The organism is Candidatus Enterococcus myersii (assembly GCF_017316025.1).
GTDB lineage: Bacteria > Bacillota > Bacilli > Lactobacillales > Enterococcaceae > Enterococcus_C > Enterococcus_C montenegrensis.
The window spans coordinates 1-15,283 of record NZ_JAFLVT010000012.1 but is presented as its reverse complement, the minus strand read 5'-3'; the positions used below and the strand labels follow the sequence as shown (position 1 = coordinate 15,283).

17 protein-coding genes are annotated in these 15,283 nt (G+C 35.4%); 11 read left to right on the top strand and 6 right to left on the bottom strand.

All coding sequences use genetic code 11. From position 1 onward, the window contains the following. Positions 1 to 780: 780 nt before the first annotated feature. Positions 781 to 3,234 carry a CoA-disulfide reductase gene (locus JZO76_RS09300; protein ID WP_206903800.1) on the bottom strand — a complete coding sequence of 818 codons (2,454 nt, stop codon included), beginning with the start codon at positions 3,232 to 3,234 and terminating at the stop codon, positions 781 to 783. A 252-nt stretch (positions 3,235 to 3,486) separates the two neighbouring features. Here JZO76_RS09300 and JZO76_RS09295 point away from each other — a divergent pair, with 252 nt between their 5' ends. The 8 genes from JZO76_RS09295 to JZO76_RS09260 all read left to right on the top strand — a co-directional run bounded on the left by JZO76_RS09295 (position 3,487) and on the right by JZO76_RS09260 (position 8,446). Next, positions 3,487 to 3,801, top strand: a complete 315-nt coding sequence (locus tag JZO76_RS09295; protein ID WP_004271064.1) for a rhodanese-like domain-containing protein — start codon at positions 3,487 to 3,489, stop codon at positions 3,799 to 3,801. A 2-nt stretch (positions 3,802 to 3,803) separates the two neighbouring features. Next, positions 3,804 to 5,459 carry an FAD-dependent oxidoreductase gene (locus tag JZO76_RS09290; RefSeq protein ID WP_017866940.1) on the top strand — a complete coding sequence of 552 codons (1,656 nt, stop codon included), beginning with the start codon at positions 3,804 to 3,806 and terminating at the stop codon, positions 5,457 to 5,459. Continuing rightward, a complete protein-coding gene (locus JZO76_RS09285; protein ID WP_004271068.1) occupies positions 5,452 to 5,760 on the top strand; it encodes a rhodanese-like domain-containing protein in 309 nt (102 codons plus the stop codon). The genes JZO76_RS09290 and JZO76_RS09285 overlap by 8 nt, the downstream gene beginning before the upstream one ends. Beyond that, on the top strand, positions 5,747 to 6,007 hold the full coding sequence (locus JZO76_RS09280) for a metal-sensitive transcriptional regulator (RefSeq protein WP_004271065.1): 261 nt from the start codon (positions 5,747 to 5,749) through the stop codon (positions 6,005 to 6,007). The genes JZO76_RS09285 and JZO76_RS09280 overlap by 14 nt, the downstream gene beginning before the upstream one ends. Positions 6,008 to 6,021: 14 nt before the next feature. Then, positions 6,022 to 6,342: a thioredoxin gene (gene trxA, locus JZO76_RS09275; protein WP_206903799.1), complete on the top strand. Its 321-nt coding sequence runs from the start codon at positions 6,022 to 6,024 to the stop codon at positions 6,340 to 6,342. Positions 6,343 to 6,791: 449 nt separating this feature from the next. Beyond that, complete coding sequence (locus JZO76_RS09270; RefSeq protein WP_014748757.1) at positions 6,792 to 6,992, top strand: hypothetical protein; 201 nt, start codon at positions 6,792 to 6,794, stop codon at positions 6,990 to 6,992. Between the two features lie 32 nt (positions 6,993 to 7,024). Continuing rightward, positions 7,025 to 7,246, top strand: coding sequence for a hypothetical protein (locus tag JZO76_RS09265; RefSeq protein WP_206903798.1), 222 nt, complete (start codon positions 7,025 to 7,027; stop codon positions 7,244 to 7,246). A 78-nt stretch (positions 7,247 to 7,324) separates the two neighbouring features. Beyond that, on the top strand, positions 7,325 to 8,446 hold the full coding sequence (locus JZO76_RS09260; protein ID WP_206903797.1) for an IS3 family transposase: 1,122 nt from the start codon (positions 7,325 to 7,327) through the stop codon (positions 8,444 to 8,446). Positions 8,447 to 8,505: 59 nt separating this feature from the next. Here the strand turns inward: JZO76_RS09260 and JZO76_RS09255 are convergent, their stop codons facing one another. The 5 genes from JZO76_RS09255 to JZO76_RS09235 all read right to left on the bottom strand — a co-directional run bounded on the left by JZO76_RS09255 (position 8,506) and on the right by JZO76_RS09235 (position 12,598). Then, a complete protein-coding gene (locus JZO76_RS09255; protein WP_071130048.1) occupies positions 8,506 to 9,096 on the bottom strand; it encodes an SOS response-associated peptidase in 591 nt (196 codons plus the stop codon). A gap of 91 nt (positions 9,097 to 9,187) precedes the next feature. Next, complete coding sequence (locus JZO76_RS09250; protein ID WP_206903796.1) at positions 9,188 to 9,694, bottom strand: hypothetical protein; 507 nt, start codon at positions 9,692 to 9,694, stop codon at positions 9,188 to 9,190. Then, the gene (locus JZO76_RS09245; RefSeq protein WP_206903795.1) at positions 9,678 to 11,057 is read right to left on the bottom strand and encodes a Y-family DNA polymerase; all 1,380 of its coding nucleotides are present in this window, start codon (positions 11,055 to 11,057) and stop codon (positions 9,678 to 9,680) included. The genes JZO76_RS09250 and JZO76_RS09245 overlap by 17 nt, the downstream gene beginning before the upstream one ends. A 256-nt stretch (positions 11,058 to 11,313) precedes the next feature. Then, entirely contained in the window at positions 11,314 to 11,685 is a 372-nt protein-coding gene (locus tag JZO76_RS09240) for a hypothetical protein (protein WP_125395860.1), read from the bottom strand. A gap of 1 nt (position 11,686) precedes the next feature. Then, the gene (locus tag JZO76_RS09235; RefSeq protein ID WP_029485251.1) at positions 11,687 to 12,598 is read right to left on the bottom strand and encodes a ParA family protein; all 912 of its coding nucleotides are present in this window, start codon (positions 12,596 to 12,598) and stop codon (positions 11,687 to 11,689) included. A 552-nt stretch (positions 12,599 to 13,150) separates the two neighbouring features. Here JZO76_RS09235 and JZO76_RS09230 point away from each other — a divergent pair. From JZO76_RS09230 to JZO76_RS14215, 3 genes are all read left to right on the top strand, one after another. Further along, complete coding sequence (locus JZO76_RS09230) at positions 13,151 to 14,650, top strand: primase C-terminal domain-containing protein (RefSeq protein ID WP_206903794.1); 1,500 nt, start codon at positions 13,151 to 13,153, stop codon at positions 14,648 to 14,650. Between the two features lie 136 nt (positions 14,651 to 14,786). Next, entirely contained in the window at positions 14,787 to 15,074 is a 288-nt protein-coding gene (locus JZO76_RS09225) for a type III secretion system protein PrgN (RefSeq protein WP_161999969.1), read from the top strand. Between the two features lie 3 nt (positions 15,075 to 15,077). After that, a complete protein-coding gene (locus JZO76_RS14215; RefSeq protein ID WP_277988647.1) occupies positions 15,078 to 15,212 on the top strand; it encodes a hypothetical protein in 135 nt (44 codons plus the stop codon). The last annotated feature ends 71 nt before the right edge of the window (positions 15,213 to 15,283 follow it).

The following is a 15,283-nucleotide window of genomic DNA, read 5'->3' as shown; positions in this document are numbered from 1 at the left end:
TAATTTTACAATCGACGAAACTAAATAAGCCTCTAGTTTAATTTTTTTATTTGTTCGCGAGCTGCGATAAAATTTATTCCGAAATCTGATCGGTTGGTGATCTTGTTCAATCAAATTATTGAGATATTTGATGGTTAGATGCTCGGTTTTCATGTACAGATAGCGGAATTTTCACCTCAATAAATGACGCATAGAAAAATCGTTAATTATTTAGTTTGAATTCAGTGTACAGAAAATGGTCATTTTCTGTACACTTATTTTTATGACATTCTTAGAATCAAATAAAAATCATCCAACTATTTTTGAGTAAATTTCATTGTCCTATATAAAAGTTGCTTCCAGTGGTTACAAAATTTCTTCTAACCCCGATTATTCCGAAAAGCAGTGCAAAAAAGTTTATCAAAATTGAACAGTTCACCTGAATATCGCGAAAAGAAACACGCCATTTGAACTGAAAATAATACTTTCAACATATTTTTATGGATAATCCCAAATCCCTTTTCTATTTTTTCCTTTAAGCTTCTTGTCCGGTTCTGCTTTCTAAAGACTTGATATTTTAGTAGAAAGCTGTTCAAATTTTCCGTGTTCTTTTGTAATTTCATCTAACTTTTTCTCAGAAATCAAACCGAACTATTTTCTGGCTTTTCTACGAATAGATAAATTTTTATGCCCTGGTACGAAGAAGTTTTAAACTAATAATGATTGAATTCAATCAAGATGAACATTACGCTTGGAGTTAATAGAAAGAGAAGTTAAGCCGATAAAATGCACCAGTTACTTTTAAATAAACAAATTCAAATTAGAATGTTCGCTATCACCAAGATACGTTGCGACACCACCATACTCTACAAAATCGAACAATTCCGAACGGTCAATACCCATGATGTCCATACTCATTGTGCAAGCAATGAATTTAACACCTAAGTTATTTGCTTTTTCAATCATTACTTCCAGAGAATCAACATTTTTTTGTTTCATGACATTTTGCATCATTTTAGAGCCTATACTCATCATATTCATTTTTGAAATAGGCAGATTTTTAGCGCTATTTGGGAGCATAATATCAAACATTTTTGCCAGCCCACGTTTTTTTACTTTTTGTTTTTTCAGAATACTTAGACCCCAGAATGTGAAGAAAATAGTGACTTCTTTTCCCATAGCTGCCGCACCACTAGCAATAATCATTGAAGCAAGGGCTTTATCTAAGTCACCACTAAAAACAACCATCGTAGCACCATTTTTAGTTTCATGAAGTATTCCCTCGGAGGGAAGTGAATGGGTTTTAGTTTCATGTGCTGCTACGGTTCCTTTGGTAATTTTAGCAACTACTTTAGAACCGATCAATTGATTGCCAATTAGTGTGTTACCAGTGTTTTTACACCAAGCTTCAATATCTGTGATGAATCCAAAATCACTAGCTTGGATTTCTAGTGTTTCTCCGTTTTTCATTCTATCAATAGTTTCTTTTACTTTTAAAATAGGCCCTGGACACTGTAGGCCACAAGCATCAATAGAGATTAGTTTACTTGAGTCAACTGAATCTATGTCACTGTTCTGATTGCTTGTGATGTTAGTATTTGGTGTACTAAGGCGATAAGTTGCTTGTTTGTATGTTTTAAAACCGCCATCAAGATTTTTAACAGAGTAACCACGCTGCATTAAGATTCGTGCGGCGTTGTATCCTCTTAGGCCTACCTGACAATAGACGTAGATTGTTTGATCTTTAGGGATCTCATCGATCCTAGAACGAAGTTTTGCTAAAGGAATTACATGACTATTTGGTAGCTCACCCGTTACCAATTCAAATTCTTCTCGTACATCTAGTAGATAAGCATTTTTTTCAAGAAGAGCAGGTATCTCCTGCCAGTCAAATGTTTCTATCTTTTGATTCAATAGATTATCAGCAGTATAGCCTAGCATATTAACTGGATCTTTTGCACTAGAATAGGGAGGAGCGTAAGCTAATTCAATAGAAGCTAATTGGTCAGCTTTTGCACCAAACTTCATTGCAGTTGAAATAACATCAATTCGTTTCTCCACACCGTCTGTTCCGACTGCTTGAGCCCCTAATATTTTTCCGTCTGGAGTAAACAATAGTTTTAGAGCGATTGGGCTTGCATTTGGATAGTAACTGGCATGTGAATTGGGATGGATATGAATGCTTTTGTAATCAATGCCTAATCTTTTCAATGTATTCTCAGAATTTCCAGTAGAAGCAGCTGTTAGCTCGAATACTTTGGCGACAGAAGTACCTTGAGTTCCAGGGTATGCTACATCAAACCCATTAATAATGTCTGCTACAAGTCTTCCTTGTCGATTAGCTGGCCAAGCTAAAGGTATTATCGTCTGCTGTTGATTAACAAAATCAGTTACTTCAATAACATCTCCTATTGCATAAATATATGGATAGTTCGTTTCTAATTTCTTGCTTACTTTGATAGCACCACGAAGTCCGATATCTATACCTGCTTCTTTTGCTAAAGAGCTTTCAGGAGTCACTCCAATAGAAAGAATTGTTAAGTCAGTTGTTAACGTTTTTCCACTAGTTAGTATTAGTTCATTTCCTTGCTTTGAAAAAGCTTTTAAACCATCATTTAGAATCAAATTGACGCCGTGCAGGTTTATTTGAGAATGAAGAATCTGAGCTAACTCAAAATCAATGTTTGGCATAACTTGAGAAGACATTTCTACAAGATTCACTTGAATTCCTAAATCAATCAGATTTTCCATCATTTCTAATCCAATGAATCCTCCACCTACAATCGTTGCTTCCTTCACTTTGTTTCTTTCAATATAGTTTTTGATTTGATCCGTGTTAGGAATATTTCGTAAACTAAAGACATTTTTTGCCTGTTCAATACCTTCAATTGGAGGGATAATTGCTTTGGCGCCTGTTGAAATAATTAGTTTGTCAAAAGACTCTACATAGGTTTCTTTTGTTTGATGATTTAAAACAGAAACGTTTTTTTTCTGGGGATCAATGGCTGTAATCTCAGAAAAATTGCGAATATCTAAATTGTATTGCTCGCTCATACCTTCTACGGTTTGTAATAAAAGATCTTCACGATTTTTAATCGTACCACCTATGTGATAAGGTAGACCACAATTAGCAAATGAAATATATTCTCCTTTTTCAAAAAGAATGATTTCGTCCTTTTCATTTAATCTTCTAAGTCTAGTCGCAGCAGTTGCACCACCTGCAACACCGCCAATAATGACAATTTTTTTAGACATATTTTTAGCTCCTATTCTGTAGTTAATTAATTCCTATCTTTGCTAAAAGGAATATTGATACGTATAGTTTATCTTTATATACAAAGAAAAATATACCCTTTATGGGTATGTAAGTCAATTTTTGCTTTGAAAACACTGCGTTTATTTATTAGAAAATAAATCCTGTTGACATTTAAGTTGACATTTAATTGGACTCGTAGTTTAATATACCTTAAGGGGTATATTGAGATGTTTTAATAAGGGGGAAATAGTATGTTTAAATTTTTTAATACAGTAGCAAGCATTTCAGTAACTGAGTTGCAAGAAAAAATGAAAGGCACAATTCATTTACTTGATGTACGCACACCAAATGAGTACCGGTCAGGGCATATATCGAAAGCTAAAAACGTTCCGCTAAATAAGGTCGATGGCTATAAAGGAAGTTTGACTGAGGAAGTTTATGTGATTTGTCAATCTGGGATGCGCAGTAAAAAAGCCGCAAAAATATTACAAAAAAAAGGCTATAGCGTAGTAAATATTCGTGGTGGCATGAGCCAATGGACCGGTCAAATAAGAGGAGGAAAATAATTATGACAAAAATTATTATCGTAGGTGGAGTCGCTGGAGGAATGTCAGCTGCGACTAGATTACGTCGATTAATGGAAGATGCTGAAATTGTTGTTTTAGAAAAGGGGCCATTTGTTTCATTTGCCAATTGTGGATTACCCTACTATGTATCTGGAGAAATTGAAGCGAGAGAAAGTTTATTAGTTCAAACACCAGAGGCTTTACGTGCACGTTTTAATTTAGATGTGAGACCACATCATGAAGTGATAGCAATCAATCCCGTGGATAAAACGGTCACAATTAAACACAGTGGTCAAATAACGACAGAATCTTATGATAAGTTGATTCTATCCCCAGGAGCCAAACCATTTATTCCACCGATTATTGGATTAGCCGAAGCAACGAATGTTTACAGTTTAAGAAATGTACCAGATTTGGATAAAATCATGACTAACATAGATCAGGAAAATCCTAAAAAAGCAATTGTGGTCGGTGCTGGATTCATTGGGTTAGAAATGGCAGAAAATTTAAAAAAACGTGGCTTGGAAGTAGCTCTTATTGAAAAAGCCCCTCATGTTTTGCCTCCGTTAGATGAAGAAATGGCTGCTTTTGTTAAAAATGAATTAGTTAGCAAAGGAGTAGAAGTGATTACTTCTCAATCGGCTGCAGAATTTAGAAATCAAGGAAAATTAGTTATTTTAGAAGATGGAACTGAGTTGCAATCAGATTTAACTATTTTGTCAGTAGGAGTTCAACCTGAAAATACTTTAGCAAAAGATGCAGGAATCAAATTAGGATTACGTGGAGGAATTTTGGTTGATAATAATTATCAAACGAATCTTTCAGATATTTATGCAGTAGGAGACGCGATTTTAGTCAAGCAACAAATCACTGGTGAAGATGCCCTTATTTCTTTGGCTTCTCCAGCTAACCGACAAGGCAGACAGGTAGCAGATGTTATTGCTGGATTGAATCGCAAAAATAAAGGAAGTATTGGTACGGCAATTGTTCGTGTATTTGGTTTGAGTGCTGCTTCCACAGGGTTAAGTGAACGTGTTGCTAGACTGGCTGGACTTGATGTGGCAGTTGTTCATATCTCTGGAAAAGATCATGCAGGTTACTATCCTGGAGCGACAGAAATAGTTTTAAAATTAATGTATAATCCCAAAACGGGTGAAATTTATGGCGCTCAAGGAATTGGTGAAAAAGGGGTTGATAAGCGTATCGATATTCTAGCTACAGCGATTAAAGGCGGGCTTACTGTTTTTGATTTACCTGAATTAGAATTTTCTTATGCACCACCATTTGGAGCTGCAAAAGATCCGGTCAATATGATTGGGTATGTCGCTTTAAATCAGATTGAAGGATTAAGTAACACGATCCAATGGCATGAATTGACAGACGAACTCGCTAAAGGAAAGATCTTATTGGATGTTCGAGAAGAAAGCGAATTAGCCAATGGGCGTTTTAAAGAAGCAATTAATATTCCGCTAAATGATTTACGATGCCGTGTTTCTGAATTAGATCCAACAAAGGAATATATCATAAGTTGTCATAGTGGTTTGAGAAGTTATGTCGGCGAGAGAATTTTAAAACAAGCTGGATTTAAAGTAGAAAACTTAGATGGTGCATTTTCTTTATATAAAGCAGTGAGATTGGAGGATGTAGACTATGTTTAGTTCAATTGGTGTAGATGAATTTTATCAAAAGTCCAAAACAGAATCATTGACAATTGTTGATGTTAGAGAAGCCGATGAGTTTGAAAGAGGGCATATTCCATCCGCTAAAGCACTTCCTTTAAGCGGATTAGAACAACATATCGATCAGTTAAATAAAGATGAAAAATACTATGTTATATGTCAATCTGGCGGACGTTCAGCAATGGCCTGTGATTTTTTAAGTAGTGAAGGATATAAAGTAGTCAATGTAATGGGGGGGATGTCAGCGTGGAAAGGAGAATTAACCTATGGGGACTTGTGATAAAAGTATTCTGAATCGTTTAAAGCGCGCAGAAGGTCAAATGCGTGGGATTCAGAAAATGATTGAAGAAGAAAAAGAATGTATTGATGTAATCACCCAATTAAGTGCTGTTAGATCGAGTGTTGACCGGATTATGGGAATGATTGTTGCTGAAAATTTGAAGTCGTGTTTAGATAATCCGGAATTAGATTCAGATAAACAATCACAGAAAGTGGAGCAAGCTATTAATATGATCATCAAAAAATAAGGATGGAAAAACATATGGAAGAATTAACAGAAAAAAACTACGATCAAACAATCAAAAAAGGCTTACATCTAGTTGATTTTTGGGCTCCTTGGTGCGGACCATGTAAAATGCAAACCCCAATTTTGGAAGAACTGGAGAAAGAATATACGGAAGCAGAATTACAAATTAGTAAAGTGAATATAGACGAGTATCCAGAAATTGCTAGACGATACGGCATTCAAAGCATTCCTACGATGCTTATTTTGAGAGACGGACAGTTGGTAAAGCAAATCGTTGGTGTTCATGTGCAACCACAATTAAAAAAAGAACTGAGTATATATATGACAACTATCTAAATGAATTTAAGTCAAGTTTTGGACACATTATTACCGAGTATTGCAGATAAATAGTTACTAAAAATCATGACAGACTTTCCTAACAGAATGGTCGTCAAGGATTCCTAGTAACTATTTTTTCGGTTGGAGTCACTTTTTGAACCCTTTCTTTCTCTCATTTTCTATCAATCTTTTTTTGAATGCCTAGTTTTTATTTAAGATTATGATGTTGAATGGTATTCCAATTGAAACTATTAAAAAAATAATAGGTATTGCTTGTTCAATGATTTTTTGTACTTTACTTATAGATTAAATCTAAAATGTCATTTATCGAGGCAAAAATCCCGCCATTTAAAAAGGAAATTGACACGCTAGATTTTTCAACATGATTTCAATGTGTATTTAGGGTACACTTTAAACGTGCAAATATATTTTATCTTTTAGTAGTTTTATAGGTTATAATTAAAGAAATGGATGAAGAACAATCCTATTGGGATTCAGAAGAAAAATCTTATTTTAAGATTCATTATGGGAAAGCATTTGAAAAACATGACGTACCTTTTATCTGTAAAATTTCAGTGGAATATGATGGGAAAGCCTTAATTTTTGAATCAGTAGATTACACTTTAGATTTGAATTACTACACACTAAACGACGTAGAGTATAGTTAGTAGTATCATTTAGTAACCGAGGGCCGCTAATCATGGAAGAAGAAAAAATATTTGAAAGGCGTTGGCAACTAGCTTCAAATGAGCAAAAAGCTAGATACAAAAATCTGATCTCCTCCTACCCCGCTGTTGACTGGAGTTACAAAGAAAAGGAGTATCTGCTTTGGTTGTGTCAGTTAGATATAGATACCTTTGAAACATTTGAAGTGATACTAGATAAAATTAAACATAGCAATGAAAAAAGAGCGAATCTATAAGGAACTGCCACTATAATTAGATACAATTAAAAAAGAGCACCTCAAATTTAGTAAACTAAATTTGGAGGTGCTTTTCCTATGGCAAAACATAATTTTTATCCTACAGAATTGAAAATACAGATCGTTGAGCGCTTGTTGGACGGAGAGTCTCCAACCGCACTTCGAAAAGAGTTTCATATTCCCAGTAAAGGGACGCTGTACAACTGGAAAAAATGGTATTTAACTGGCGAAATAAATCGCCTATCACTTTCTTCAGGTCGCCTTTCAAAACAAGCAGTCACTCTTGAGCAAAAATTGGAAAATACGCAAAAAGAGTTAGAGCTTTTAAAAAAATTCTTTCGGAAAGAAAGGACGGTGACGACAGAATCAATCATTCATTTCATCAATAAACAGGTGGGAATTCTCCCAATAACAAAAATGACCCAATTATTTGGTCTATCCAGAAGTACTTACTATCGAAATCGAGAGAGAAATTTCGCTAAATTGACTTCTATTGAAGAACAAATCTATCAGCTATCAAAAGAAAATTATTTCTTATTTGGCTATCGAAAAATCCACGCACTTCTAAGTCGGAAGATAGCTATCGGTATCAATACAGTTGCGCGTATCATGCGGAAAAGAGGATGGAATTGTCTAGCGAAAGTAAAAAAGCATCGTCATGTTGGGGAGAAACATCAAACTTTTGATAATCATATTCAGAAAAATTGGTCCGCTGCACAGCCGTTAAAAAAATTAACCACGGATATTACTTACCTGCTATTTGGCAAGTCTATGATGTACCTTTCAACCATTATGGATACGTTTAATAGTGAGATCGTTGCTTATAAGTTGTCTCACCATCCGGATACTAAATTAGTCGTGGATACTTTGAATCAGTTAGGGACGTTGTCTTCGCAAACAATCTTGCATAGTGATCAAGGAGCGACTTACACGTCCAAAGAATTTTGTGAGTTAGTCAAACAAAAAAACGTTATCCAAAGCATGTCCCGTAAAGGAACACCCTCAGATAACGCCCCAATAGAATCGTTTCACTCCTCGTTAAAGTCTGAAACGTTCTACATAAACACTGAGCCAATAAGCTCTAATACTAGAGTAATCGATATCGTAGAAAATTACATCTATTTTTGGAATAATCAACGAATTTTAGCAAAACTAGATTATCTTTCGCCGGTAGATTATCGAATAAAAACAACTAAATGAGCTGCTCTTTTTATTTTGTATCAAAAAGTAGTTGCACTTCCTAAAAGATCCGCTCTTTTTTATTTTGCTACTTCAGTACGAGTTAATTCTGGCATATCAGCTGTAAGATAGTTACGTGCGAAATCCAGATCTGTGATCCAATCTTTTATATGATCTCTTTGAATAATAAGCGGCATACGATCATGTATTGGGGATACAGAATCATTAGGTTTTGTCGTCATAATAATCGATTCCGTTTCAAATCCTGCACCTGTTTTATGCACACGATAAAATCCTCCCAAATAAAAAACATCATTATCCCCTGCAGTAAACAATAGTTTTCGTTTTTCGGAATCCCACTCATAGAATCCGGAGACTGGTATGACGCAGCGAGTTTCTCTGAAGGCTTTAGAAAAAGTCTTCTTTTCTTCTACTGTTTCTGAACGTGCGTTGATCATAAGTTGACCAGGCTTAAATCCTTGGAAACCCCACTGAGTGATTCCTGGTACTACTCTTGAATCCTGATTAAGTCCTAGTGTTACTATATAATTAGTTGGAAAAATTTCATTAAAACCAACACGAATATGTTTACCTGTAGTATTTAAAACGACGTGGTCATAGTAGCTTCTTAATTCATTTGAAGATAAATCAAAAAAATATCTTCCACACATATTCTCCCCCTCCTTTTCTAATTTATTTAAAAAACGTGTGTCAGAGAGCTATTCTAAGGCGATTTCAAAGTCAAATGATGGACAATGATCTTCAATCATCATCTGCAAAGTCCTGATAGTACTCATTTTTGATCAACTTGATCTCTTTTTCTGTTTTACCTTCTTTTTTCTTTTGTTTGTTTCGAATCGAATCTTCGTCCTGAAAATAATCAACTTTGAACCATTTTTCTTCTTTTTTTATAGAAATGTGCCGGACGTCTGTCCAATAGATCAGTTGTTCATTCAGTACAAAATAGTCTTCATATGCTTCACCTAGAAACTGACCTTGGACCGGATCCAAAAATCGACCAAATTCGTCTTTGGTATTTAATTGTAGCGATATGGGCTTGCGATAAAGGAACGATTCTGATAGTATTGCGTCGATTTCCTCACGGGTCATTAACTCCAAACCAACAACTTCTTTTGTAGCCCAGGCTTCGTTTTCTATAACACCTTTCATAAGATCATCCATGGCGTAAGCCGTTGCCCACTTCAATCCGAATGGGCGATCTCTGTATTGATTATAGTCTATAAAAGTTTTCTTAGTACGTTTTACCATGACCTTCAACACCTTCAATTCCAGACATACCGCCTGCATGCCCTCCAACAAGACTGCTGCGAGCAATCGCACGTCCGCCTTCCATAATGCTATTTGCATGAACGATCGACTTAAATCCGAATTTTTTGCGTATGGTATCTACAACATAATCGATTTTTAAGTCTTTTACTTGCTCGTTCGGATCTTCAAAGAGATCAAGCTGCAAAGCATTAGAATAAACGAGCTTTGAACAGTTTACTCCCACATTTCGAATATCCTGGTATTTGTAATGACGATCAAATATCTGCAGTAAGTAGTTTGCAATTTGTTTGCTGCTATTGGTTGCTGGCACCTTCATTTGCTGGTGAAACCCTCTACTCCCTGATCGATCCACATAGCCCATTGAAAATCCGATCCACAAAGATATGACTTCAGCTTTAGCTCCCGATCTTCTCAATCTTGTTGCTACTTGATCAGCCATTTCTTTGATTACAATTTCTATTTCATTTCGACGTGTATAATCACGGTTTAACACCTGACTGTTCCCTATCGACTTAGATTTTACTTTGTATTTCTGACCTAAGAATGATCGATCGATGCCCCAGCTGTGTGCATATAGTTGAGTACCTAAGACACCAAAATTTTGCTTCAGCTGATAATAATTTGCGTGTGCCAGATCATGCATAGTAAATATGCCCATTCGGTTCAGTCTGATTGCTGTCCGGTGGCCAATCCCCCACACATCTGTTATTTCTTTAACAGACCAAAGCTTCTCTTGTACGTCCTCGTATCGCCATTCAGCTTTCATGTCAGGATTTTTCTTGCTTTCAAGATCCAACGCAAACTTGGCCAGCAATGGATTATCGCCAATCCCGATCGTAGTATAGATTCCTGTTTGTTTAAATACATCGATTTGAATCATTTTAGCCAATTCTCGGGCATTCTTTGTGCCAAACAATTTTAGTGAATCAGTAACGTCTAAGAAGCTCTCATCTATACTATACACAGCATGATTTTGCTCGTCAGCGTACTTTTTGTAGATGTTGTTAATCACCATATTTTTGCGCATATAAAGTGCCATACGTGGAGGTGCAATCACGAGGTCTTCCGGATACGGAAAAGGAAGATCTCGTGATCGACTGACATTAGAAATTCCATAGGCTTTTTTTGCGGCCGGACTCGATGCCAGGATTAACCCACTTCCTCGCTGAGAAGGATCGTCTGAAGGATAGGACATGACCACTAACTTTGTCTTTAAAGGATTTAGTCCTCTTTCTACGCATTCTACGGATGCATAAAATGACTTACAGTCGATACAGAGAATATCTCGTGAGGGTTCTTTAGTAGAGTCAAACCTTGGATTTACGCCAAATTGCATAGCCATGATAAATCCCCTTTTCTAAAAAAAGATACGTTTTATATACGCATTAGAACACATGTTCGCTTTTATAGTCAAGAGAACACGGCTGGTTATATTTATAAATTATAAAATATAGAATATAAATTATAAAATAATATTTATAAAACCTTTGCCAGCGAGTAATTAATTGTATTTAAAAACTTAATTTTTGTTGCAATTTATAATTTGCAAAATATAAATTATAAATTGTACTTTACAAAATATAAAAAAGGAAGAAGATTTATATCTTCTTCCTTTTTTCTTTCTTATATATCCGTTCTCTTTCCTGATCTTTCTTACGCTCTAATATTCGGTTGTAGGTTGTTTTTTGATTGTGATCGAAACGTGCAGTTCTTTCGTGAATTAATTCTTCGAGTAGTTCATAGGTATAATCATTATCAGTAGTATCAAGCAAAGCAGTAAATTCGCACCAGACTATGGCTGGTATACCAAGCGACTTGTTGTTTATCTTTAATACGTCTTCTTCAGGGTGAATATTTTCTAGTAAATCTGTGTTGTCAGAAGTAAATGCTGATTTCGGTTTAGGGATTTCTTTATAAGAATTATCAGGTTTTTGCTTTGAAAAGAAACCTGGTTTTACATTATCGGTCATGTTAGTTTTCTCCTTCGAATAACTTTATTCTATGAATGAAATCTTTTGCTAAAGGTACAAAAACTTCTTCATAAGCAAGTTTGTCCCAATAAGTGTCAGTATTTAAACCTGTCCTCGGTGTTGTTTGCACTCGCTTAACATGTGGTAAAATATTATCAAAAAGGTTTTGATCACCAAACTTTTCGATAGCATCATTGACAACTTGGCGATCTATACTACCTTTACTCAACTGATTTGGAAGTATTCCAACTATTTCAGTCTTACAATCAAATTTTTCAACAAGTGGAGTGACTTCTTCTGATATATAATCTTCAACGCCATCTAAGCTGTCAGATTGAGTTTGAAAAGCCATAATAATATAGTCAGAAGCGTAAGCAGCATTCCTAGTGAAATCAGACATAGTAGGTGGGGTATCGATGAGAACAAAATCGTAATCCGGCTTGACTGGTTCAAGTAAATCTTTCAAGACTGAAATTCTGTTTTTTTCGACCTCGATATAATCAGCGTCTATTCCTTCTATAGCGTCTCCATAAAGCTTAGTTAAATATTTTGGAAAGTTTTTAAAATCTATATGTGATGGAATGCAATCCAAGTTTTCAATTATTGGAAGAACTAATTGTTTTAAATCTCGTTCAACGATTCCAGCTAGCATAGTTTTTTCAATAATGAAAATGTCATCGTCTTTAGAGTGATAATTTTTAGTCAACAACATTGTCTTTGTAGTATTTGATTGCGGATCGGCATCCACTACCAACACTTTAAATCCCATATTAGCAAGTACGTAGCTCAAGTATCTTATAATAGTAGTTTTACCTACTCCGCCCTTGGAATTTGCTACAGTAATAGTTAATGGTCTTCTGACGACATTTCTATATTCAAAAACAATTTTCAAGTTTTCTTGCGATAATTCCATTAAACAAACCTCCCGTTTATAAAATATAAAATATAAATTGCAAAATATAATATATATATCTGTCTAAGAACATTATACCAGAAGGAAATATGTTGTCAATTATATTTTATAAATTATATTTTATAAAATATAATTTATAATCAAATCACTTGATAATCTTTACAAATGTTTAAAAATAGGGTAACTTTGTAGTATAAAAAAAAGGTTTACAGCATTAAAAAAAAGTTTACACTTTAAAAGAAAATTACATAAAAAAAAAGAGACGGATAAAAAAGTGAAATTGGCCTCACTATTCTATCTGAATCACATAAAGAGCCTATGTGTTCTCGCTCGTCTCAGAAGTTATGTAAGTGGCTGACAACCACTTATGTAATTTTGATAAGTTTTTCGGACTGACAATCCGAACTTACAGACTTATTCTACCATTTTTTGACGAGCAACTCAATATATACACGCTTATTTTGTCATTCATTTAAGACTTCTAAGCTATTGGGAGAACACAAATCTTTAAGATTATTTGTGTTCTTTTTTAGTTTGGGAAGGAATAAAGTCATGGCAGCTTCTTTAGATGTCGTATATTCGACGGTATTACAAAATGGTATCCGTAAATTCAAATATAAAAACAGCCACCTAAAACCGGTCTCTTTTAGTGATCAGTCGGGGAAGGGGGCTATTTTTGCGTACCGTTCAAAGGAACACATGATCGAGGGGATTGGACTAGTGATCACTTCAGAAGAAGGGGTGATCGAAAACAATAATCGATTCACTCATTGGACACCAAATGTATTTCGCTATGGAACGTATGCTGATGAAGCCAGAATGTTTACAAAAGGTCATTCGGAGGACAATTTACGCCAAATCAATACTTTCTTTGTTGATTTTGACACATTGGATCCAAACTTTGACTACGGAGAAATTATCTTAGCCAGTCACGAGATCGGCTTTATGCCTACAATGATTTTACGTACACCGCATGGATTTCAAGCTTTCTATGTACTAGACAAGCCTGCATACGTGACGAAGAAATCAAATTTTAAAGTGATCAATGTGGCTAAAATGATCTCAAAAAATCTAAGAAACAAATTTTCAAATGATTATCGGTTTCCTGTTGATGTAAATGCCAATCATTTTGGGATCACACGAATGCCTTCTGAAGAGAATGTTTTATTCTTTGAACCACAGTATCGTTATCGTTTCGAAGAATGGATCGACTGGTCAATGAGAGAAGATGCGGATAAAAAAGCGGAGATCAAGAACGTTTTTGTATTGCCATCTACTCAAGAATTTCGTCAAGTTGATGAACCTTGGTTCCAGCTGTTGCTAAAAAGTCAAAAAATACAAGGTGAAAAGGGCGTATACGGTCGAAATAATGTCATATTCACCTTGTCTTTGGCATACTTTTCGTCAGGATACGAAGTAGAAGCATGTGAATTGACGATGTTAGAATTCAATGACCGCTTGGCTAACCCTTTATCTGATCGAGAATTAACCAGAATCATTCGTTCCGCTTACTCCGGAAAATATCAAGCAGCGCACAGAGAAAAAATTGTCCTATTATGCCAAGAGTGGGTCGATGCCAATCTTTCTGAAGAGCAACTATTCAACAAAAAACGGGGTTGGTGGAAGTTTAAGAAAGAGCGAGCAGTACGAAAGTATTCTCATAGTCATGAATGGGCAGAAGATCTATTGTCTTATTTGAATGAGCAATCCTATGAAGAAAAACCATACATTATTTCTACAAAAAAAGAGTTAACTGAACGTTTAAAGATCCCAAAACGCTCCCTGGACAAAGTACTGAAGCAGTTAAAAGAAGAGAACAAAATTCATTTTCGTGTTCGTGCTGGTAGGAATGGAGGTATTATGCTAGCTTCGATACATGGATTGATGCGCTCCATTATCCGGCTAAAAAAAGAAAGCCAGGAGGCTTATTTCTCTGCGATCTCAGAAGCTTTTGGAAGAGAATATACTTTTATCCAGACAGCACTGAAACGCTTGATAGACCCCAATAAGATCGGCGTGCAAACAGATCTGTTCATGATCGATACAGGTTGAAATTAAAAGGTGCAAATTGCCTTTTACATTATATCTATGATACGTTTCTTATTTTTCTCCGCCTTGCTTGCTGGTCTTAAGAAAGAGTAGTACTATTATTGCAAACGTAATAATATGCTGGGAGGTCTTTCTGACTATGAGTATCAATACCTTTGTATATCCCTACCCGATCAATGTGTTTATTATTTCGCGGTTAGGTATGACAGTAGAGCAGTTTTGTGAGTTGCATGGATATAAGCAGAGTACAGTAGCAAGCTGGGTAACTAGAAACCGTGCAGTAAAAACGTTGCCTTGTGATTTTTTGTATTGTCTAAGCCTTTCTTCAGGCTGGTCAATGGATGATGTTTATTGTCATTTATTGGTGTTGGAGGAGAGGTTTTTAAAGAGTATTGATCCCAAGAAGAAGAAAGAGCAGGTGGATTGATGAATGATTGAGGAGGAAATAGCTGAGCTTAATAGGATCAAAGAATGGGCTGTTATTTTGAAAATCTATTATGGTATTCTGATTCTTTCTTTTATTACGGCCGGATTAGTTTCTCTTTTATTGGTTCTTTTATCGTAATGGACGAATCTGCTGCTATTTTTGTATTTGCTCTTAGTGTTTTTCTTAGGAGTTGGTGTTAGTATTAAATC